Here is a 21,253-nt window from a genome sequence, read left to right as displayed (position 1 = left end):
TTTCCAAAGACTTATCATACTTTTTTATGTCTGCTAATGTCATCGACGGCAAGTTCCGCTCGACAACCGTTATACTGGTAAAACGGGGAAACAGTACCGCAATTGCGGCTGACGGCCAGGTCACGCTCGGCGACACAGTTATAAAAGCCACTGCAAGAAAGATCAGAAAGTTGGCCGGGGGCAGCATTGTGGCGGGATTTGCGGGCTCGACGGCCGATGCGTTTGCCCTTCTGACGAGGTTCGAGTCGAAACTTGAACAATTCCAGCGCCAATTGGAGCGGGCGGCGATCGAACTGAGTAAGGATTGGCGCACTGACAAATACCTTCGGAATCTAGAGGCCCTCTTGATCGTGGCCGACAAAGACGATGCTTTTTTGGTATCGGGCAAAGGTGACGTGATCGCCGCGGATGACGGGATCCTCGCTATCGGGTCGGGCAGCATGTATGCGCTTTCGGCCGCTCGAGCGTTGGCCAAGCACACACAACTTTCGGCTCGCGAGATCGCTGAGGAGTCGCTCAGGATCGCGTCAGACGTCTGCATTTACACCAATTCGGAACTCACGGTAGAGGAAATTTAGAACTATTCACATGGCGATCTATTTAGGCGGGCAAACAGCGGCGGCAAAAGCAAAACTTGACGAGATGACCCCGCGTCAGATCGTTGAAGAACTGGATCGATATGTTGTCGGACAGAATGCCGCCAAAAAGGCGGTCGCCGTTGCTCTGCGAAACCGTATTCGCCGCCAGAAATTACCGTCGGAGATCGCAGAGGACGTTCTTCCTAAGAATATCTTAATGATCGGATCTACCGGCGTTGGTAAGACCGAGATCGCACGCAGACTGGCAAAACTCGCGGACTCACCGTTCGTAAAGGTCGAAGCTTCAAAGTTTACCGAAGTAGGATATGTCGGCCGGGACGTTGAGAGCATGATCCGTGAATTAGCCGACGTCGCTGTCGACATGGAGCGGCAGTCAGCCTTTGAAGATGTCAGGCTGCGCGCCGAGCAGAATGCCGAAGACCGGATACTGGATATTTTGCTTCCACGTAATGACTACGGCTATTCCATGCCGGACAGCATGGAATCAGAAGCGGACCGCAGGTCAAACGAACGGACCCGGGAAAAGCTCCGTGAACAGCTAAAGGCCGGCCAGTTGGAGGAACGCCTGATCGAGATAAATGTCCAAGAAAGGCCAAATGCATCTATCGACTTTGTCGGTGGTCAGGGCATGGAGGAAATGGGCGTTAACCTCCGTGACATGCTCGGCAACATGTTCCCTTCCAAAACCGTTCACAAGAAAGTCTCGGTAGGCGAAGCAAGGCAATATTTTATCCGTGAGGAGCAAGAGAATTTGGTCGATTCTGAATCGATCACTCAAAAGGCACTGCAAAAGGCCCAAGCTAGCGGGATAGTCTTTCTGGACGAAATAGACAAGGTTGCGGGCCGCCAGAGCGGATCAAGCTCCGGGCCCGATGTTTCACGCGAAGGCGTACAGCGCGACTTGCTGCCGATCGTTGAAGGGACGAATGTCAATACGAAATACGGCATGTTGAGTACTGACCACATCCTTTTCATCGCCGCCGGAGCCTTTCACGTCTCAAAGCCGGCAGATCTGATCCCGGAACTGCAGGGACGATTTCCGATCCGTGTCGAGCTTGAGTCGCTTACGATCTACGACCTTAAGCGGATATTGACGCAGCCGAAAAATTCCCTGATCAAACAGTATCAGGCACTATTGAGAACCGAGGAGGTGGAGCTCGAGTTCACGGACGATGCGATCGACCGCATTGCGGAATTCACGGAGGAGATCAATAAATCGACCGAAAATATAGGTGCTCGAAGGCTGCATACGCTTGTTGAAAAGATCCTGGAAGATATAAGTTTCGCCGGTTCCGAACTTTCCGGCTCACGGCAAATAATTGATGCCGCCTACGTCAATGAAAAGGTCTCCGTATTGGTCGAAGACCGCGATCTCAGGCAGTACATTCTCTGAGCATGCCCCAGTATTACAGCTCCACATTTCGCAATGTAGCTCGTCTGTCCGGCGGAAACGCCGGGATCACAATGCTTTTAGCTGCTTTGGTGCTGGCCGCTGCGTGCGGCAAACGCGGGGCACCGATACCGCCGCGGGAACGGGTTCAGCAGAGAGTAGAACTGAGCGGCTTCCAACGAGGCGACCAAATAGTCTTGTCATGGAAAATGCCGGCACGAAATGCCCCAAAGGGCAGCGTGCTCCATATTCAGCGTGCTGACATCTATCGCCTGGCCGAACCCGTTTCGGCGAAACTAGAACTGTCTGAACAGGATTTCGCCGATAGAGCAACGCTGATCGCCGCGCTCAGGATCGATGACAGTGATTTCGGGCTCAAGGAAATAATCCATCGCGACAACATTCAGTTCACAGGGCAATCGGTCCGTCTTCGTTACGCGGTAAGACTGGCAAACGCCGCGGGGCAAAAAGCCGCATTCTCTAACGCTCTCGTAATAGAGCCGGCTGCAAAGGTCGCGGGACATCCCCTAGAACTGACCGCAGAAGCGAGCCAGGAGGCTGTCCGTTTGCGATGGCAAGCACCCGTCACTAATATCGACGGCAGCCCCGTCAGTATTCTCGGGTACAACGTCTATCGATCTGCATCGATGCAGGAGTCCGCTCGCCTACTGAATTCTACGCCGATTCCGGCGACGAATTACGATGACGAGCTGTTTGAATTTGAAAAGGACTATTTCTACTTTGTTCGTGCGGTTTCGGTCGGTCTTCAGGCAGAACCGGTCGAGAGCCGCGAATCTGCGATCGTTAGGTTCAGAGCTGTCGATACTTTTCCTCCCTCACAGCCTACGGCAATAACGATCGCGGCCGCCCCGGGAACAATGTCGATCTTTTTTGCCGCAAACCCCGAATTGGACGTCATCGGGTACCATATTTACAGATCAACTGATCCACAATTGCCTAAACCCGAATGGCTGCGTCTAACCGACAAGCCTCTGACCGAAAACCTATACCGCGACGAGAAGGTGGAACCGGGAAAGACCTATTTCTACTACATCACCGCCATCGACAAGTTTGGAAATGTCAGCATTCCGTCCGACATCGTCTCGGATGTTGCCCCTTGAGCCAATGAAAATATCCATAGACGCAGATTTTAGGCCTTCAAAGATCGTTTGTGTTGGCAGAAACTACGCCGACCATGCGGCTGAATTGGGAAATGCAGTGCCTTCGGAGCCGCTTCTCTTTTTGAAAGCACCATCTTCGCTTATCTTCGATGGCGAAAGCATCGTGATTCCCGATCAAAGTGCTCAAGTAGAACATGAAGGAGAACTCGCGGTCATTATATCCAGTATTTGCAGAATGTTACAGCCATCAGCTGATGTAACACCTTATATTCGTGGATACACTTGTCTCAATGATGTCACGGCAAGAGACCTGCAGAAAAAGGACGTTCAATTCGCCAGAGCAAAGTCTTTTGATACTTTTTGCCCGATAGGCCCGCACATCGCGGCCGAAATCGACGTCAGCGACCTTAACGTAACAGTTAGGGTGAACGGTGAATTGAAGCAAAGCGGAAGAACTTCGCAAATGGTATTTCCGGTTGACGAGCTAATACGATATATTTCAAATCAAATGACCCTCTACCCGGGCGACATTATTGCAACAGGTACTCCCGCCGGCGTCTCAACCTTATCGCAGGGCGACGTGTGTACCGTTGAGATCGAAGGGATCGGGATACTCAGTAATCCTGTTGTACAAAGAACCACGTCTTAACCTGGAACTATGAAATTCTTTATTGATACCGCGAACCTTAATGAGATCAAAGAAGCGAGCGAACTCGGCCTTATCGACGGCGTAACCACGAATCCGTCTCTGGTCGCCAAAGAAGGTGATGTAGATTTCGCAGAACATATCCGTAAGATATGTGAGCTCGTGGATGGCGACGTTTCAGCCGAGGTTACCGCTCTGGATGCAGATGGGATGTTGGCAGAAGGGCGTGAGTTGGCAAAGATCGCTCATAACGTGGTCATTAAGTGCCCGCTGACGCTCGAAGGCCTCAAAGCAACCCGGATCTTCAGGGCCGAAGGTACAAAAGTAAACGTCACACTTTGTTTTTCGGCTGCTCAAGCCCTTCTTGCGGCCAAAGCGGGTGCTACCTACATCTCACCTTTCATCGGAAGACTCGACGACATCTCGCAAGATGGTATGCAGCTCATCCGCGACATTGTTCAGATCTATGACAATTACGGCTTCGCAACAGAGGTTTTGGCGGCGTCAATACGGCATCCGATGCACATTGTGGACTGTGCCTTGGCCGGAGCTGACGTTGCAACAATTCCCTTCAAGGTGATCAAACAGCTTGTATCGCACCCGCTTACGGACAAAGGACTTGAGGCATTTCTTGCAGACTGGCATAAAAGCGGAAGATCGTAGGCCTTCCGCTTCTACTTGAACAACATTCTAAGCTGGCCGTGCAAAATGGCGGAATTGGGATCCCTTTGAAGCGCGTACTGGTATTTTGCCAAAAAATACTCGTCCGTCTCGGCCATTTCGGCTATTCCCCTAACCCGACCCAGAATAATCTCGGCCGTTTCTTCAGAGTATCCCTCTTTCCCAAGCAGCAACTCATCTATCTCGGCAACCAGCCCCGAAAACCTTCGCAGCCAGGCGAGATCTTCATCCTGGAGCAGTAATGACAAGAACTGCGATGGGTTGACCGGACCGTGAATTCCTTCGTGCAGTTCACGTTCCATGTCCATCAGTATCTTGTGTGTTTGCAGCAGTATATCCCGTGCGGTCTTAAGCGTTTTGGCGTTGTCCATATAAGAATATTAGCCCACTTCCTATTTTTGCACTATCATGCTAACTTTATTTCGTTAGCCTGCTAATAAATAATACATAGCACCCTAACGATATTTTCCAAGCGTGCTAACATATGTTCATTAGCATCCTTATTCCCTTTGGATCGAACATTTATGGAGCCGACAATAGTCTTTGAAGAAACGGTAAGTTACCGGCTGTCGCGTGTTTCCACATACTTCCGCAACGCATTAGAGCGGCAGATCGCCGGCATCGGGCTCCATGCGGGACAGGTGTTCATTCTCTTCGAGCTTTGGCGCGAGGATGGCCTTCGCCAGATCGATCTCGCAAATCGGCTTGGCCTTGCTGCTCCCACTGTAAGCAAAATGTTAAAAGGCTTGGAAGAGATAAACCTCATCACTCGTTCCCGCTTTGGCGACGATGCCAGATCGGTTGGTGTTTTTTTGACCGATCAAGGTATGAGGATCCGGCCCGCGGTTGAGGAACAGTGGCAGGAAGTTGAATCCGCCTGCTTAGCCAGCTTGAAAGAGTCGGAACGCCTCGTGCTTACTGACATTCTCGGTCAATTGCACAGGTCATATTCCGGCCGGAACCTGGACGAAGATATTTAGGAGTGGCAGTATGAGGATCATTATAGCGATCGATGGAACAGATTACGGCAAAGCAGCCCTTGAGAGGTTGTGCCAGCTTGGCCTTGGGAATACAGATGAGATACGCGTCGTCAGCGTTATTGACATGGCGATGCCTATGGCCATAGATATCTATGGAGGGTACCTGCCCGACACTTCTGACCTTGAGAAAACGGCGAAGGACAATGCCGATAAGTATGTAAATGAAGCGGTCGCAAAACTCGGATCCGTATTTTCGGGTGATGGCGTGAGAGTTTCCAGCGACGTGCTTTTTGGGACCCCCGAAAGCAGGATCGTGGAATTGGCAGAAGAATGGAAAGCGGATCTCATTGTAGTTGGCTCACATGGTTACAGGCGGTGGGAGCGCATTCTTTTGGGATCCGTTTCTAATTCTATAGTCCACCACGCTCCATGCTCTGTGATGGTCGTCCGGCGCTCAGATTCTGATTAGGCATTTGTCTCGAAAGTTCACAGTCGAGTCGGTCCGTTTTAACGGAGAAAAGAAACGCTCTTGGTCGTGCGGACTTTTGCACGAGGATCACGATTCATTGATCCTTGAAGGCACTTTCGCATCCGACGTCGAACATCGCGATCTTGGCACTATATTAAAGGGAACGCGTTCGGTCGAGTATTTCCCTGCCGGCAAGTGGTACAGCGTTTTTGTTTTCTATCTTCCTGATGGGCAGCTGCGAAATTTCTACTGCAATATCAGCTTACCAATTAAGATACTTGGAAACCGGATCGAGATGGTCGATCTGGACATAGACATCGCCGTTTGGCCTGACGGCCGTGTCCAAATGCTGGACGAGGATGAGTACGCAGAAAATATTGAAAGGCTTTTGTATCCGGAGTACGTGATACTGGGCGTTGATAGCGCGGTCCGCGAACTACTCGAACTGATCTCTGCTCGAGCTTGGATATTTTCTGTCCTGCCTGCTGAGGATTGACCCCTTTTGCCGCATCAAACCACGACCCGCAATGAATAGCTGCAAACCTGGATCGGGATGCCCGGCTTGACGGCGGTCCTCAGACCATTCGGAACTTCACGGCCGCCCAACACCACAGGATTTTTTCCTTCTGATATCATCCAAAAGCTGCCGTTTCCATCCGCTGACACGGTTAAATGCCGCCGGCTTACCTCCACATCGCCTGCTAAAGGAATGTCGACCGGCTTTGACCTCGACCCTCGTCCGATGACGATCTCATTCTTATAAACAGGGATCGAACTTTGCTTTGCATTTCCGCGCCACACCTCTAAAACAAAAAGAGGGGCCTGACGCGGACGCACCCTCGTGAATTCGTCGTCCTCTTCGCTGACGAGTGCGGAAGAAATTCCCGAGGACGCAGTCGAATCAGTTGGAGATGTCATCTTCAATGGAATATTTGGTGACGTCGCTGCCGCCGGAGGGACCGCAGATCGAGCAGGCATCGGCACACTTGCCCGCGGAAGAACTCCGGTCTTGCTGCCGTCCGTATCTTCCCAAGTGTGTTCGACCCTGACCTCACCTTTACCCAATGTCGCATCAATGCGAAGTTCAATGATGAACGTCCTTGTTTCCAGTTTTCGCTTCCCCGCTATCTCGCGGGCACGTTCGGCCAAGATATGATAGAGGCCCTGTTCCAGCCCCTTACGCTTTACACCTTTCCATTCACTGTCATCATCAGTGCTTAGGAATACGATATATTCGCTCGGTATAATGACAGTCCCTTGAGGCAGAGGAAGGAGTTCGGCCTGCATCACAGATTCGACCGCTCGGGCGATCTTGACTATGAACTCTTCTGCCTGGCTTCGCGGTTTCACCTGAGCGTCCCGTGCCGCCTTCTCTAAAACGAGTTCCGACGATTCACCGTCTATCCATTGTCTGACCTTATCTAATATTGCCAAAACGGATCTCCCTTCCTGCGTTTCTATAGTTCTAAATACTTGCCGTTGACCCAGCCTCTGCCCTGATCAGGGGCTCCTGTACTCTTCCGCCCTTGTTCCAGTATATCGACGTGATACCAATTGTCCTGAACCTTGATGACTCGAAGTTTCGATTTCTTTGTCACGATCCCTAACGGCTGATTGTCGGTACCGGGCGTGCTTCGCAAATAAACGTCAGACGATGCTACGGCCGTGCTCGATATATACGGTCTGACAACATCGGGGATAAAATTCAGGCTACCGAGCCAACTTGCAGTGCCATAAATGCCGCCTGCTATCGTAGCCAATATGATGGTTGCCGCGAGAAAACGAACAGCAGATACGAAGCCGCGTTTTCTTTTCCGAACGGGGTCGTTTGCAATTACTTGGCCCGCCGGTTGTCCGGCATTACGGAGCAGGTCGTTAATTTGCTCTTTCTTAGAAGGCACCCCGCCATGTTTGAATGTCAGATCGTCAGTAAACGTCGGCACGTGCGGCGGAATTGGGCTGTATCCCCTTGCTACATGGGGCTGGGGAGCGGCATACCTACGGGAAACGACCGTCTCCGTCTCGTCGTCTTCGATGTTTCTCACGACCGAGGAAAAATTGGTCCAAAATTCGGCGACTGACGAATATCTGCTCCGGGGGTCGTCCTGGGTTGCCTTTTCGATCACCGCCAGTAATCCCGGCGAGATACTTTGAACACCCGTTTCCTGCATCGCCACAATGGGACTGCCGGTAAATCTTCGAGGTATCTCGCCCGTCAGCATTGCATAGGCGGTCTTTGCCAGCGAGTAAATATCCGACGACGGGCCGATCTTAACCTCCTTTCCGACGGAGGCGGAGACGAACGGGCTATGCTCGGGCGGGGCATACACATTCGAACCGACGCGGGTTATTGGGCCATCCGAGAGAATTCCGCGAGCAACGCCAAAGTCAGTGATCTTTACGGTATGTCTATCACCCGAGAGAAGCAGATTGTGAGGCTTAATGTCACGATGGATCACTCCTCGGTCATGGGCGTGTCCGAGCCCGGAGCAGATCTGTTCGATATAAGAGACGGCTTTTTGAAAATCGATGGGACCATTGCGCAAGACCGACTGCAGATCGCCGCCCGGCATATATTCGAGAATGATATAGTGAAAAACCCGGCCGCTCAGATCACGCGCTGTGCCGTGGCCAAGTCGGTTTACAATATTTGGATGTCGGACCTTGTCAAGTGAAAGGGCCTCGTATTGAAAGTTTTCGACCAAAGTTCGTTCGAGGTCGGCGTCCGCATCATCACGGAGCGCAGTATTCAGTGCTTTTATCACTACATTTCGCCGCGGCGAGCCCTCCGCAGCAAAATTATCCGTCGCCAGAAACACCTCCGAATAGCTGCCCGTACCCAAACGGCGCACGATGTCATACCGCTTGTCTATTCTGCAATTGTCCAACGAAAGCTCACGCATATCCTCAGGGCGAACCAAATTGTCCCCGAACACTCATACGATAGCACACCTCAGAGGTTCATCGAATGACAAAAATGTGGCCCCCGAAAATGCTTCGAGGGCCACATATTCTAATGGTCGAAACCTTTCCGATCAGCTATTCGTCCGCTGAAAACCGGTCGTTTGCACATACTGGAAGAACGGGGTTCCCGGCGGCAATCTGGCAGGATCTAGAAACGTGCTGTCAAACACCCAGTTTCGTATCGGAGGATTGTAGACGGTATTGCAGCACTTAAAGGCGCCGTTGTTATTGCGAGAATTGTACAGGTTGATCAATGAGCCTGCATAATCCAGCCTTTGTCCGTTCCATCGCTCCAAGAACCGTTTGAAGTTGTGAACGCCGCCATTAAGGTTAGGCGAGATGCCTCCCTGATTAGGTGATGTTTCCCGGTTTGTTAGGGTGTCGCCCGAGATCAAAGCAAATCGCATCTGCGTCGTGGTTGCCAGCCGGTTCGCCCGGTCATATGGCGAGGAGAAACTCGCACCGTCAACCCAGGCATTGGAGAGTATAGTGACCGCGTCTGCAACCACTGATGCTGGGATATGCGTCGCTGTGTTGAATGGCAGATACTGATCGAATGACGTGTTGCCGGTCGAAGGTACTGAGGAAACTCCCGTAGCGTTGAAGTTTCCCTTAATGTAGAGGCCATTTTCACTCGCGAAAGATACTCCGCGTGTGTTCGAAGGTGTCGCCGAATCGTAGAGCCCCGGCAGCACCGTTGCATTGATGAGCCTGACACCGCGCCGATAATATCGATGATCAACAACCGCGGCAAGATCGGGCGAGATCGCATTTGTGTTGTAGCGTTCAGTTTCAGCAAGCAAATTGGTTGCCGAGGTCACCGGCGAAACGAAATATCTTGCTTGGAGGTTGCCATCGTTATTGATGTCCTCACCCAGCTGCAGAGTTCCGCCGTTTCCGGGAGCCACGCTGTAAATGTCTTCCATATCCAGCTCACCGTCAAAGTCGGCATCGCCGCGGCGGTCAGAAACATAGAAAACCCAGCCCTCGCGTTGAGGAACGTCAACATTCCGCAAGCCCACGCCGCTGTTTGAAACGGCGAAAGGCGTTGTGGTCGGAAACAGGCCATTGAAGTCGCCGCGAAGAAAGCGTCTCAAGTTTGCTACGTCGATCTCGATCAGGCTCATTACGCCATTCCGTGTGACGTTACTAAGATTCGAGTAATATGTCGTACTTCTCTCATCAAAGTAGGTACCCTCGCGGGTATCAAACATCTTGATCGGAAAAGGCACAATAGCGACATTCGCCGTGCCGTTCACAGTTGCCCGCTTCAGATGGGCGAACCTCTCCATATCCGCCGGCGGACTTGGGCTGGGCGAAACAACCGAGTCACCGACCATTGCCCTGTTTGCTGCGGTACAACCTGTGGTGCAGCCGTTGTTCACATTGGCGTCCGTCGTACCTACGGCAGTATATCTACGCACGACCGTTTCCGCAGAACTGCCGGAACCATAAGAGAAGAGGACGTTGCTGGAACCGGGAACGGCAGGTCCCGGTATAGCGAATCGCTGTATTTTGATTATGGATCTGCTATCCGGATATGTGGACGGCGTCTGTGCCGTTGTTGCCGTCAGATTTGAGCTCGGAGACGTCGCAGTCCCATTTGCGGCCCTCGTTCCGGAATAGGCGTTAAGGGTAATCGAGGCCGGAGCCTCCTCGGTCAGGCCAAGACTGAGAAAATCCTGAGTGATCTCCCGTGTGATGACCTCCTGTGTGGCGTCATTTATCGAAACAAGTTCTATTTTGATCCAAACTTCTTGGGTCCGTGTGCTTGGCACCATACCCTGCATATATAGACGCTCTCCGTTGACCCGGGTAGGAACATAACCCCACCCTGTATCCGTCGTCGACGCCTTCATGGGCAGCGGCTGATATCCCCGCACTCTCTGAGGTGTTGGAAGAGCAGTCGGCACCGGATCGGCCCCCTGACCTACAGAATCACCGTCCAATCGAACTCCGCAAGGACCCGAGACAGCACTAACACCTATGCCTGAAGCACAACCCGGAAGTTTGGCCTTGCTGTCTGCCAGCGTGATCCTTATCCCGTGCTTGTTCGTGTATCGTTCAGACCTGAGAATATCGTCGTCCTGATTTCCGTTGGTAACGGGACCGACAACACCCGTACTGGTTTGATAGAGGTCACCACCCGATGAACTGGCGATGTTTTTCCCTCTTTTGACGATCTCGACCAGATCGGTCGGATAACCGACTTTCAGCGGCAAACGCAGGACCTTTGTCTGATTCTCAAGGTTACCGTCGAAGATCGCCGCTTGGGTAGCAAATGTCGTGTTTATGCGGCTGGGAGGCAGATCGGGATTCGAAGCAAAAATATTGTTGGCTGCTCCGACCGTTGTGTTCAGAACGCTGCCCATCGTCGGGAGCAGCTGCCTAAATGTTCCGGACGCATTTCGAATGAACGTCTGGTTATTTGCTGAGTCACCGGTAAACCAGTTTCGCCAACTCTGCGTAATGACATGGCCGGAAACGGTGACCTTCGAGTCAAAATAGACACCTTCGGCTCCCGGAGAAATATAGAAATTCTGGTTCGTATGGACGCGGCCGCCGAAGCTGAATCGCGGCGGACGATAAAGCTCCAGGTCGTCGTCATTAAAAATGCCGAACTGGAAGATCGGGATGCGGCTGTTTAGCAGATTGCGCGTGAGTTGGACCTGAACGCCGTTACTGTCAGTCGCGGTCGTCCTGAGACGCCAATTGTCTCGAATTGCGTGCAGTCCGCTGTACGGCCCGCCCGTCAGAACGACATTCTGCCTGGTCGAGGTCTGATCCAGTTCCTGGACAAATGTATAACCGGTAAGTCCCGGCACTACACCGGTACGAATATTGTTCAGGTCGGTTGTATTCGGGTTCAGCTTTGTCTCAAAGACCTTATTGAAGTTACGCGTCATCATTTCAAGGCTGCCCTGAGCTGCATAAAAAGTGCGTCCCTCCGCGGTCTCGTTGCCGACCCCGGACGCCTCTGCTGCCGAACGAGACATCGCCAATGCGACAAATACTGATATCAGCGCAAGAACAAACAGGGCAAGCACGATCGCCGACCCTTTCTCGTTACTATCTACCGAAGAACCTTTCAGATTCATAGCCAAACTCCCTTAACCATTTACTACTTCTGTCCGAATTTCAATTTGCGTCATACCCGAGATTTCGGGTGCTGAATGTCGACGTCATCGACAGCTTGAACGGCTCGCCGGCGGCATTCCTTTCAATCGATCGCACCGAAATCGTTACCCGGATCTGTCTGACCGCAGCAAGATTTGTCGGCGTATCGTCTTCGTCACCCGGAATTCCGTTCGGGCCGGCACTCGGATTATCCGTCAGGCTGCCGTCGTCGAGAATATATTGCACTTGAAAATTTTCTACGCCATAGACCAAAGGTTGGTCAACGAAAGCTACGGCGGGCACTACCGGCGGCCGGTTCGCGTATTCCCGGCGTGTCAAGGTTCCGTCAGCAGTGACGAAATAGCTGATCAAAATAACCCGCTGGATTGATGCGGGAACGGTTATTTGACGCAGTGGGCCCGACGTTCCCGTTTGGTTGAATCCTAATACGTCACCATTTGCGAACTGTACTCTATTCGTGCCGGCAAGTGCCGTCGCCACGCCAAGCGTCGAGCCAGTATTTCCGGTGATAAGGTAAATATCGTTGATACGGCATGCGGCATTACTACCGGATATTGGAACGATCTCATCAATACCGGTCGAAGTGGTTGTCGCCGCGTTGATATTCAGAGGCTGCGAAACTGCCGCATCGCCGGTGCCCACCAAATTGAACGTCGTATCTTTGAACAGAAAGGTGATCTGATCTGTACGAGTATTTGCGACGGTGGAATGAGTATTAGCGTGGATCTCATTTCCTGCAACGATCGGTGCTACCGTGTCCCGTGTCGTATCAAAATCGTTCGGTATGCCCAACAAGGTTGAGATCCGGTTGTCCGGCAGCACAACCGTGTTCCTCAGCGGATAACCATAACCGGCGTTATACGTATCGCGTCCGATCAAGTTCAGCGCAACGCGCACATTTCGATTCAATCCGGAGTTTTCGCTTATAACGGAACGGCTTTGCCTCGCTACCTGCAAAAGACCGAAAACAGTCCCAGAGACGACCGCGAAAAGAACGAGCGAGATCATCAACTCCAGTAAGGAGAAACCGGCATCCTTTCGAATACGACTCGCTTTGAAATTTACAGTGGCGTTAGTCAATGTCTTACTCCTCCACAACTGCATAGTCGGTCATTACGGTACGAACCGTTTCCTGGCGTTCGAGGCTTCCTACAAAATACGAAACCGTTACCAGAACGGACCTGATACGAACTTTTGATAATCCCGGCGTTGGGCAATTGTATGAGGGCCGTTCCGGATCACATTCGTCGATGATCGTTATTCTGCGTGTCATCGATTGCATTGGGGTCCCTGTGTCATCAGCAGTCCCGATGATCAGATCAGGTCCGGGATTAGAAAAAACAGGCTGAAAACCGACAACGAAAATTCCCCTCGGCACGCCGTTGACCACATTAGAACCAACGTTTCCGACCGCATCCCAACCGAGACGGGCGGGGTCGGTCTCTTTGACGGACATTATCGATTCGACCGTCGACGTAGCGACCTGCCTCGCGATCATTTGCTGCTCCTGTCCCTTGGATTGGATCACTGCCGCCGACACGCCTGCCATCAACGCAAGTATCCCGACCATAAGGATGACGATCGCGATCATAACGTCGATATATGAAAACCCTTTCTGTTCGCTAAGTGCCATCTCGAGATCTCCGATACTAACCACCGACAAAAGTTGTGCCGTTAAATTTCCAATATTTGATCGCTCCGCTGCCGCCAAAGACCGTGATCGCTCTAACTTCCCCACGGTTTCTTGCGGTCGAACTGCCCGGAGCTGCCGGCGGCCAAATGAAAATGGTCGCGCTCAGAGGATTGTTGGCTGCGTTGACGACGGAGCCATCGCTTCTGAATCTCGCCGCCCAAACCGTGTGCCCGACCACGGTAGTAGTTCCGCGCAAATGTCCTGTACTGTCGGTCGTGAAGACCGCATTAGCGTAATTCGGAGGATTCGGCCTCGAAATGCCTGAAGGATTCGTATCAGTACGGACCTCAGAAACCTGGTCAAGCGGTACCCACTTCAGCAGAACGTCAGGGGCGGTGCCGTTCTCATCAATGATCAAGGCCGCGTTGTCCGTTTGGCTGATCTCGAAACGAAACGTGCGGCGGCGGGTCATTGCCAGCTGTGAGGTCTCCTGCATCAGGTCGATGATCTTTAAAGCTTGATCTTCTGACCTGTATAGCTTTCGATAATTGACGATGTAAGGGAGTGAAATGACCGCCATAAGGGCCATAATGCCCATCACCACCAGCAGTTCCGTCATGGAGAACCCGTCGCTACGGTAAAATCGATGGAGTTGTTTCTTTAACATTGGACGATCTGAACCAGATGGGAAATTGCGACACTACGTCCGCACAAAGAAGAAAGTAGTAATGTACAACTACTTTCCACATAATTTTACATAGTTAAACACACAATTGCAATAGAAATTTACGCTTCAGATTTCAGAATCCCTTCGGCTAAGATAAGAACCGTGTCGGAAACTCTCGAAAACCGTGACGGCAAGGCTGATCTCCCAAAAAAAGCGAAGCCTGAGCCGATCAAATGGGATCGGCTATTTCGGGGCGTGCTTACACGGTTGGGCGACACGCTCGACCGCATCACCGGCCGAAATCGGGATGCAAGCAGTATTGCGACGAGCCAGCTTATTAAACGTCTTCTTGCTGTGATCGAGAGCGAAAAACGAACCGTTGAGGGCAAATGTGTGTTTGTTCCTCATAACATCCGCCTGAAACTCCAATGGGATAAGTTCTCGGACGAGGACGAAGAGAGTATTAACAAATTGCGTGACGAACTCTCTATCGCGGCGATGGACCACATCAATGACCACCAATATTTCACCGAGGCCCCGCTAAACCTTGAGGTAAAGAAGGACTACTTTGTAGATGGGGTCAAGATATTGGTCAGTTTCGAAGATCTGTCGGCCGTCGACCTTTCTGCCGCGGAAGCAAATGTGACCATGGCCGGAAGCATACCCTCCGATCTGTCGGAGCCGGGAATGGTAGAGGACGAAAAACCGCTTAAAATGACATTTCACTTCAAAACCGGGAAAGGCGACGTAACAGAAACCGTCGCCGTCGCAACAGGCGACCGGATCAAGATCGGCCGCCATATTTCAAATGATATCGTCATCGACGACCCGAGTGTGTCTAAATTTCACTGCTCGCTTGTCATGGGTACTGACGGTTCAGCGATGATCGCCGACACAGGTTCGACCAACGGAACAACCATTAACGGCGAGCGTATTGATTACGGGAAGACGGTTTCAATGGAGCGGGGCGGAATAGTATGTGTGGGCGATATTACCGTTGAGGTCACCTTCGAGGCAGTTACTGCTCCTGATGTTGAGATCGATGCATCGGAAACTCCCGACGAAGTTGGTATGAGAGAAACCGGCGCTTGACTACGTGAACTTACTCATATTCACAATATTTCATGTCCTCGGCGCCGGAATATTCGGGTGGACGCTCGAGGACATTTTCGGAAAGCAGGTCCTGGAACGCACGCCGGCGGGACTGTCGATCTTTTATTTGGTCGCGATGGGTGTCCTTGTAATTACGCTCTCGCTCACCCTTTTAGAATCCCGCTCTACGGCAAATGCCAAACCTGAGGCCAACCTTTTGCCATCGGTCGTTCGCGGCCTATCTCGCTCCATAGCGAACCGCAGCCTTTGGTCCTGGGCAGCGGTATTTGTTTTGCTTTCTTTATCAGTTTTCCTTTCACAACTTTATTGGGTCTATTTCGCCGAGTCCTATAATGAAAGGTTTCAATCACTTTCTTATAAGGATCTGAGAAACCGCAGAACTTCCGCTGCAACGTTGCGAGGTTGGACGTTGGATAGATCCGGCAAGCTTGATAATGCGCTTGCGTATTTCAAGCTGGACAGGGACGGAAATATAGTAAGGACATTTTCCCTCGATCAAGAACTGTCGCATCTCTTCGGGACAGAGCGCGGTACTCCGGGGCTTGAACGTGCCCTTTATTCAGGGAGAACAGAGAAGTTTCCCGAGTCACTGGACGTCCTGACAATGATCAAACGCACGGCCGATGAGGAACGTGATGTGCGGACCACCATTGATAAGAACCTCCAAGCATACATTGCGTCACAGCTTGAGGGCAGGAAAGGTTCTATAGTCGTCTTAGACCCTCAGAATGGCGACCTGATAGCAATGTACTCGAGCCCGTCATACAAACTCTCTGAGGCTCAGTCATTGGACGATTTTCTGCGCCTTGAGGCAGACAAACGGGACAAACCGCTTCTCGACCGTTCGACAAGAGAGTTCTATGTTCCGGGCTCTACCTTCAAGGCCTTTACGATGATCTCGGCATTTCGGGCCGGACGTGAAAACGCGGTCTTTTCGAGCTTTGCTGATGGGTTTCGACCCTCTCGAGGCTCTCGCCCGATCGTTGATGCCTCACAAAAATTGGCCGCGGATGGCTCTGTTGGAGGAGCCTGTGCCGGCGGCTGTGCTGAAAAGGACATCACGCTGGCCTTCAAGGTCTCAAGCAACCAGTATTTTGCGCAGCTCGCCATCTCTCTCGGACGCGAAAGGCTAAGAGAGACCGCTGAGGTTTTAGGTATGAACCCCGTGGATCAACCTGAGCAGGCGCTGATCCCAAGCTTTTTTCCGGAGATCTGGAACGTCAGCAAGCCGGCGATCGCCAACTCCATATCACCGCGAAGATCAACGATCGTCGTGGGAAAGGACCTTAGCCTTTACGACATTGGGCTCGAAGGGATCGGACAAGGTTATGCAGGGCAGATGACACCGTTCCAGATGGCGATGATAGCGGCAGTTACCGGCAACGTCGAAGGTAAACTGATGAAGACCAGGATAGAAGCCGACCGTCCGCCAGAAATGTTCAGTCAGCCGCTTAATCCGCAGCAGGCAGCCAGAGTGCGGGCAATAATGTCCACCGTTACAGAAGAGCCCGGCGGAACCGGCGCCGTGATCGCCGCAAAGCTGGCCGGAACAGGTATAAGGACGGGCGGCAAGACCGGAACCGCTGAGAAGCTCGCTCCGCAATACGATCAAAAGGGCCAGCCCGTCATTGAAACGAGGCGCCGTCGCAGTGGATCGGGCGAATGGGAAGAGTATAAAGTTCAGGCGACATATGAAAGAAAGGACAGTTGGTTCATTTCAATTGCCCCTATCGAGCGGCCGCGTTTGGCTATCGCCGTAGTTGTGGAAGATGGCGGCTACGGTTCTCGCACCGCAGCACCGATAGCTGCGAACATAATTCTAAAAGCCCGGGAATTGGGACTATTGGGCGAAAATTATATGCCACGCAGGCCGTCACCGGCTCAGCCGCCAAATAGACGCAGAAGTTGATGAAAGACCGTTATTTTCCACATTTTCTGATCATCATATTGGCGGCCGCCGTTGCGGGGCTTGCTCACTACTCCATTTTCTACGGAGCACTTTTGCGCGGCTATGAAACATCACGATCAGCGGCCGTTAGAAACGTATTACTTATCCTATTTCTTGCATTCTTGCCGATACTCCTGAAACGGTTGTTCAAATTGAAGTGTTCGTGGACCGCTTATACCGCGGTCGCCCTTCTCTTTTCTGTTGGGCTCACGATTCAATATCGGCTGTTCAGCGATCCTGAATATACATCGCGCCGTGACAAGGCTGAAGCCAGGCAGATGAAGCTTAAGGCTCTGCAGCTTCGATATATAAAAGAAAACTATTCGGCGGAAAAAAAGCTGTTCATCGGCCTGCCGCCGACGCCTCCTGAACCCGCGGATCTGTCCGAAGAAACTCCGAAACCGACAAACGAGACCTTCACTGAAACTCTTGTATCCGGACGCACCATAAATCCGCTGCTCGCGATATTGGCTCTTATTGCCGCACTTTTGCTGTTGATGCGGGACAATGTGGTTGAACGGCTTAAACAGAATGGCTTCCTGATCGTTTTGATCACGCTTTTGCCTCTCTTCGGAGCGGCTCTGTATTCGAGTGCCGGCAAGTTTGCGGGCAATTTGACGCCTTGGGAATTGGCCAAAGTACCGTTTTTGTTGGGATTCGCAGCGATACTGGCGGTGCTGTACAAGGACCTGTCCCGCACTTATTGGGGTTTGCCCCGGGCACGCGATGCAATGCCTTTGATATTCATGGGGATGCTTCCGTTTTTCCCGTTCTTCATTCTGAAGGACTTCGGGCAAATGATGGTGTTCTCGTCGGTTTACGTGACGCTGTATATGATCTCTGTTCGCGGGCTGCCCCAGCGAACGGTGTTGGTCGGCACCCTTTTGCTCGTCATTTCGATTTTGGTCGTTGGGGCACTGCCCAAAAACACTCAGGCAAATATTCCCCTTCTTCCAACTTTGGCGTCCCCTATCAAGACCATTTTGCCCGACCGTATACAGCAGAGATTCCATCTTTGGCTTGATGGATTCAATCCTCCGGATCCGGAAACCGCTTGGTGGAAGGCGGATCATGACAGTTATGTCAAACGGTTGGTCGAAAAGGACGCGAACATCGCAGCATTGCTCGAATCCGATCCGTCTTTGCGGGAAAGCATAAATGTAGATGCATGGTTTGATATGCTTGCTTTTCAGCCCGCTCAAGCGACATTCGGGATATCGTCCGGAGGAATGACGGGACGCGGATTAGGATTAGGCTATCCGGAATTGATACCTGTTGCAGACTCTGATTATATTTTTGCTGCAGTCGCCGAGGAGCTTGGAATTTTTGGCGGAGCGATCGTGATACTAATACTGGTCGTTTTTGTTATTTCGGGTCTCAGGATCGCATTGGCCTCCAGAGATATGTTCAGCAAGCTCTGCACTATCGGGCTAACTGCCTTTATTGGGTTCCAGGCATTGGTGAACGTCGGCGGCATCACACGAGCGTTGCCGATGACCGGCATTACGCTGCCGTTCGTCAGCCATGGCGGCTTTTCATTGATCACGAGTTTTGCCATGCTGGGCATGTTGCTCGCGTTCTCGCATCGAAATGCAATCGACCAGGAAAGAAACGCACTTGAGGTATTCTCTTAGGTTATAGCTCGTAAAAGGCTGCGTCTATTACTTTTACTGCGATTCACATTCTACGCATTCTAACTGTATGCATCATTTTATTTCAGCATCCGTTTCCGACCGAGGACTAAATGAGGCCCGTCCTATAAACGAGGATTCACTGCTTGAGATCCAAGAGCTTGGCATTTTTGCAGTTGCCGACGGGGTCGGCGGAGCCGAAGCGGGCGAGGTCGCGTCACAGATGGCTGTCGAGATACTTGCGGAGGCATTCTCGAACGCCAAGACAGATGTCGATCCGCTTTCCACAATGTCGGCGGCGATAGAGCGGGCGAATTCGGCGATATATCAGCTATCGTCGGATATTCCTCAACTCGAGCGAATGGCAACCACGATCGCTGTCGCTTACATCGGCCAAGATGAGATCACGATAGCCCACGTTGGCGACTCCCGCGTTTACAGAATAGATCACGACAATGTCCTCCACCGGGAAACCGAAGACCATTCTTTTGTCAACGATGAGGTTCGAGCGGGCAGGATGACCACTTTCGAAGCGGGATCGCACCCCGGCAAGAATATTATCAACCGCGCCCTTGGAGCCGACGGCGAAGTAGAAATTGAACTGAAGAATATCCCTGTATCGCACTGCAGGGCTCTGCTGCTTTGCACCGATGGAATTACCGCTCATGTTGACGAAGCTGAGATACGAGAAGCCCTGACATTTAACTCATCGCCTGATGACATTTGCAGCTATCTGAGATCGTTATGTTATGAGCGCGGAGCACGAGACAATCTGACGGCTGTAGTTGTGACGTTAGCTGCTGTAAATGACACTTCGGCCGCTGATACTGGGAATGCAAGGGCTTTAGATGATGACCTTCTGGAGATTCACGCCCTTGAAAACTCGGTGAACTCTTCTATCGAGATAAGCTTTGAGGACGGTGTCGAAAAACAGCCTATCGCCGATGCCGCGGCAACAAACGGGGCAACAAACGGCGAGAGCATTTTCAGTTCATTCGAACAGCCAAGTGAGGTGGGCGGCTCGTCAATATTTCTACCGCTTATAAAGACCATCGGATTATTGGTTTTGGGGGCTGCTGTCGGAGTTGGGGCGTTTGTGCTGGGGACACGCGAAGAACACCAAACTCCACCGGTCTTGGATCTTCCGCAGATGACGAGCGACAACATCCCTCTCACGTCCTTCGAAAAGAATCGCCGCAACGTCGATGCTGATCCAGCCGCTTTTTTGCGCGAACTGCCGCCGCCGGGTGATGCTGAGGATCATTATCTTATCGGCCGTGCCCGTTTGCTTACGGGCGATTTCCTCGGAGCACGTTCCGCGTTTCAAGAGGCAAAGAAAGCCGTCTCGGAGGTCGGCCCCGCAAATCGGACAACTCTGGAAAAAGAGATATCGCTTGGCATCGCAATAACTGATTCCCCCAGCGCTAATGAAATACTCCGGCGTGAATTGTCTCTGCCTAAGCCTTAGCAGCGTGTTTTTGTCGAAAGGCCTCAAACACTATCACGCCGCACGATACTGCGAGATTCAGGCTTTCGACATCGTTTTGCATCGGTATTGTGACAGTAATGTCAGCATCGTCGAGTGCCGCCCTGGAAAGGCCGTCACCTTCCGACCCCAACATCAAGAGTGTCGGGACAGACCAATCAACATCCCAGTGGTAGGTGTTTCCTTTGCCGGCGGCAGCAGCAGCCCTGTAGCCTTTTACTTTGGCGGCCTTCATCACATCGCCGATCGCAAGGTTTGGGTAGATCGGTATTCCAAAAGCCGCCCCCATTGACGCTCGCAAAGCCTTCGGCGAAAAGGGATCGGCTGAGGTCTCGGTCAGCAGAACCGCCGAGACCCCTGCGGCCTTGGCAGCACGCAAAACTGATCCCACATTTGCGGGGTCTCTGACGTTCTCCAACATCAAAACAAGCTCAGTGCCGCCGATCGAGTCAAATAGATGCTCCAGCCTGACCATCGACGCCGGCCGTTTTGAGATCGCAATGATGCCCTGGGGCTTCTTAGTATCAGAAATGGACGCAAAAAGCTTTTCAGACAACAGATAAGCGGGCGAATCTATAGTATCCAAGATCTCGGGCCTGCCCGCCGCGAATGCATCAGAAACATAGACCTCTTCAATTTCTAATCGATTCTTTATCGCCTCCTCGACCAAGCGCCTGCCCTCAATGAGGATCGAGTCGGGCAGTTTCGCCGCTAGGATCTTCCTGATCCTGACGAGCCTTTGATTGTCGCGGCTGGCTATTCTGATCGGTTCCCTTATGCCCATGCC

The 21,253-nt window shown here is 52.0% G+C and carries 20 protein-coding genes; 12 read left to right on the top strand and 8 right to left on the bottom strand.

What is annotated here, in order from left to right; translation table 11 throughout:
• Nucleotides 1-26: 26 nt before the first annotated feature.
• The 5 genes from hslV to fsa all read left to right on the top strand — a co-directional run bounded on the left by hslV (nt 27) and on the right by fsa (nt 4,419).
• The gene (gene hslV, locus IPM50_00415; protein QQS33081.1) at nt 27-578 is read left to right on the top strand and encodes an ATP-dependent protease subunit HslV; all 552 of its coding nucleotides are present in this window, start codon (nt 27-29) and stop codon (nt 576-578) included.
• 64 nt (nt 579-642) lie between these two features.
• Entirely contained in the window at nt 643-1,992 is a 1,350-nt protein-coding gene (gene hslU, locus IPM50_00410; protein QQS34428.1) for an ATP-dependent protease ATPase subunit HslU, read from the top strand.
• A gap of 2 nt (nt 1,993-1,994) precedes the next feature.
• Entirely contained in the window at nt 1,995-3,110 is a 1,116-nt protein-coding gene (locus IPM50_00405) for a hypothetical protein (GenBank protein ID QQS33080.1), read from the top strand.
• Nucleotides 3,111-3,114: 4 nt separating this feature from the next.
• Nucleotides 3,115-3,759 (top strand): fumarylacetoacetate hydrolase family protein, encoded by a 645-nt coding sequence (locus IPM50_00400; protein ID QQS33079.1) that lies wholly within the window; start codon nt 3,115-3,117, stop codon nt 3,757-3,759.
• A gap of 9 nt (nt 3,760-3,768) precedes the next feature.
• Nucleotides 3,769-4,419, top strand: a complete 651-nt coding sequence (fsa, locus tag IPM50_00395) for a fructose-6-phosphate aldolase (protein ID QQS33078.1) — start codon at nt 3,769-3,771, stop codon at nt 4,417-4,419.
• Between the two features lie 11 nt (nt 4,420-4,430).
• Here fsa and IPM50_00390 read toward each other — a convergent pair whose 3' ends face one another.
• On the bottom strand, nt 4,431-4,808 hold the full coding sequence (locus tag IPM50_00390) for a hypothetical protein (protein QQS33077.1): 378 nt from the start codon (nt 4,806-4,808) through the stop codon (nt 4,431-4,433).
• 153 nt (nt 4,809-4,961) lie between these two features.
• Here IPM50_00390 and IPM50_00385 point away from each other — a divergent pair, with 153 nt between their 5' ends.
• The 3 genes from IPM50_00385 to IPM50_00375 are packed head-to-tail and all read left to right on the top strand — an operon-like array spanning nt 4,962 to nt 6,382.
• The gene (locus tag IPM50_00385; protein QQS33076.1) at nt 4,962-5,417 is read left to right on the top strand and encodes a MarR family transcriptional regulator; all 456 of its coding nucleotides are present in this window, start codon (nt 4,962-4,964) and stop codon (nt 5,415-5,417) included.
• Between the two features lie 10 nt (nt 5,418-5,427).
• Entirely contained in the window at nt 5,428-5,886 is a 459-nt protein-coding gene (locus IPM50_00380; protein QQS33075.1) for a universal stress protein, read from the top strand.
• 4 nt (nt 5,887-5,890) lie between these two features.
• A complete protein-coding gene (locus IPM50_00375; GenBank protein QQS33074.1) occupies nt 5,891-6,382 on the top strand; it encodes a DUF402 domain-containing protein in 492 nt (163 codons plus the stop codon).
• Nucleotides 6,383-6,396: 14 nt separating this feature from the next.
• Here IPM50_00375 and IPM50_00370 read toward each other — a convergent pair whose 3' ends face one another.
• The 6 genes from IPM50_00370 to IPM50_00345 all read right to left on the bottom strand — a co-directional run bounded on the left by IPM50_00370 (nt 6,397) and on the right by IPM50_00345 (nt 14,240).
• Entirely contained in the window at nt 6,397-7,320 is a 924-nt protein-coding gene (locus IPM50_00370; GenBank protein QQS33073.1) for a hypothetical protein, read from the bottom strand.
• Nucleotides 7,321-7,343: 23 nt separating this feature from the next.
• Complete coding sequence (locus tag IPM50_00365) at nt 7,344-8,789, bottom strand: protein kinase (GenBank protein ID QQS33072.1); 1,446 nt, start codon at nt 8,787-8,789, stop codon at nt 7,344-7,346.
• A gap of 132 nt (nt 8,790-8,921) precedes the next feature.
• A complete protein-coding gene (locus tag IPM50_00360) occupies nt 8,922-11,948 on the bottom strand; it encodes a hypothetical protein (GenBank protein ID QQS33071.1) in 3,027 nt (1,008 codons plus the stop codon).
• A 40-nt stretch (nt 11,949-11,988) separates the two neighbouring features.
• On the bottom strand, nt 11,989-13,068 hold the full coding sequence (locus IPM50_00355) for a prepilin-type N-terminal cleavage/methylation domain-containing protein (GenBank protein QQS33070.1): 1,080 nt from the start codon (nt 13,066-13,068) through the stop codon (nt 11,989-11,991).
• 4 nt (nt 13,069-13,072) lie between these two features.
• A complete protein-coding gene (locus IPM50_00350) occupies nt 13,073-13,621 on the bottom strand; it encodes a hypothetical protein (GenBank protein QQS33069.1) in 549 nt (182 codons plus the stop codon).
• A gap of 16 nt (nt 13,622-13,637) precedes the next feature.
• Nucleotides 13,638-14,240: a type II secretion system protein gene (locus tag IPM50_00345; protein QQS33068.1), complete on the bottom strand. Its 603-nt coding sequence runs from the start codon at nt 14,238-14,240 to the stop codon at nt 13,638-13,640.
• A 210-nt stretch (nt 14,241-14,450) separates the two neighbouring features.
• Between IPM50_00345 and IPM50_00340 the strand changes: the two genes are divergently transcribed.
• The 4 genes from IPM50_00340 (at nt 14,451) to IPM50_00325 (ending at nt 20,448) form a co-directional block, all read left to right on the top strand.
• On the top strand, nt 14,451-15,380 hold the full coding sequence (locus tag IPM50_00340; protein ID QQS33067.1) for an FHA domain-containing protein: 930 nt from the start codon (nt 14,451-14,453) through the stop codon (nt 15,378-15,380).
• Between the two features lie 4 nt (nt 15,381-15,384).
• Nucleotides 15,385-17,310 (top strand): hypothetical protein, encoded by a 1,926-nt coding sequence (locus IPM50_00335; GenBank protein ID QQS33066.1) that lies wholly within the window; start codon nt 15,385-15,387, stop codon nt 17,308-17,310.
• Nucleotides 17,310-18,983, top strand: coding sequence for an FtsW/RodA/SpoVE family cell cycle protein (locus IPM50_00330; GenBank protein ID QQS33065.1), 1,674 nt, complete (start codon nt 17,310-17,312; stop codon nt 18,981-18,983). The genes IPM50_00335 and IPM50_00330 overlap by 1 nt, the downstream gene beginning before the upstream one ends.
• Before the next feature lie 67 nt (nt 18,984-19,050).
• On the top strand, nt 19,051-20,448 hold the full coding sequence (locus tag IPM50_00325) for a serine/threonine-protein phosphatase (protein QQS33064.1): 1,398 nt from the start codon (nt 19,051-19,053) through the stop codon (nt 20,446-20,448).
• Here IPM50_00325 and IPM50_00320 read toward each other — a convergent pair.
• Nucleotides 20,438-21,250, bottom strand: a complete 813-nt coding sequence (locus tag IPM50_00320) for an RNA methyltransferase (protein QQS33063.1) — start codon at nt 21,248-21,250, stop codon at nt 20,438-20,440. The two genes, IPM50_00325 and IPM50_00320, sit on opposite strands and share 11 nt — an antisense overlap.
• Nucleotides 21,251-21,253: the final 3 nt, after the last annotated feature.

It is taken from the genome of Acidobacteriota bacterium (assembly GCA_016700075.1).
In the GTDB taxonomy this organism is placed as follows: Bacteria; Acidobacteriota; Blastocatellia; order Pyrinomonadales; family Pyrinomonadaceae; genus OLB17.
This window is presented reverse-complemented; position numbering and strand designations above follow the sequence as displayed.

What these genes read in the sequence shown, in the direction of transcription:
- IPM50_00325 (QQS33064.1), top strand. Translation starts at nt 19,051, where the DNA reads ATGCATCATTTTATTTCAGCATCCGTTTCCGACCGAGGACTAAATGAG.
- IPM50_00360 (QQS33071.1), bottom strand. Translation starts at nt 11,948, where the DNA reads ATGAATCTGAAAGGTTCTTCGGTAGATAGTAACGAGAAAGGGTCGGCG.
- IPM50_00365 (QQS33072.1), bottom strand. Translation starts at nt 8,789, where the DNA reads ATGCGTGAGCTTTCGTTGGACAATTGCAGAATAGACAAGCGGTATGAC.
- hslV (QQS33081.1), top strand. Translation starts at nt 27, where the DNA reads ATGTCTGCTAATGTCATCGACGGCAAGTTCCGCTCGACAACCGTTATA.
- IPM50_00405 (QQS33080.1), top strand. Translation starts at nt 1,995, where the DNA reads ATGCCCCAGTATTACAGCTCCACATTTCGCAATGTAGCTCGTCTGTCC.
- IPM50_00330 (QQS33065.1), top strand. Translation starts at nt 17,310, where the DNA reads ATGAAAGACCGTTATTTTCCACATTTTCTGATCATCATATTGGCGGCC.
- IPM50_00385 (QQS33076.1), top strand. Translation starts at nt 4,962, where the DNA reads ATGGAGCCGACAATAGTCTTTGAAGAAACGGTAAGTTACCGGCTGTCG.
- IPM50_00350 (QQS33069.1), bottom strand. Translation starts at nt 13,621, where the DNA reads ATGGCACTTAGCGAACAGAAAGGGTTTTCATATATCGACGTTATGATC.
- IPM50_00345 (QQS33068.1), bottom strand. Translation starts at nt 14,240, where the DNA reads ATGACGGAACTGCTGGTGGTGATGGGCATTATGGCCCTTATGGCGGTC.
- IPM50_00380 (QQS33075.1), top strand. Translation starts at nt 5,428, where the DNA reads ATGAGGATCATTATAGCGATCGATGGAACAGATTACGGCAAAGCAGCC.
- IPM50_00400 (QQS33079.1), top strand. Translation starts at nt 3,115, where the DNA reads ATGAAAATATCCATAGACGCAGATTTTAGGCCTTCAAAGATCGTTTGT.
- hslU (QQS34428.1), top strand. Translation starts at nt 643, where the DNA reads ATGACCCCGCGTCAGATCGTTGAAGAACTGGATCGATATGTTGTCGGA.
- IPM50_00390 (QQS33077.1), bottom strand. Translation starts at nt 4,808, where the DNA reads ATGGACAACGCCAAAACGCTTAAGACCGCACGGGATATACTGCTGCAA.
- fsa (QQS33078.1), top strand. Translation starts at nt 3,769, where the DNA reads ATGAAATTCTTTATTGATACCGCGAACCTTAATGAGATCAAAGAAGCG.
- IPM50_00320 (QQS33063.1), bottom strand. Translation starts at nt 21,250, where the DNA reads ATGGGCATAAGGGAACCGATCAGAATAGCCAGCCGCGACAATCAAAGG.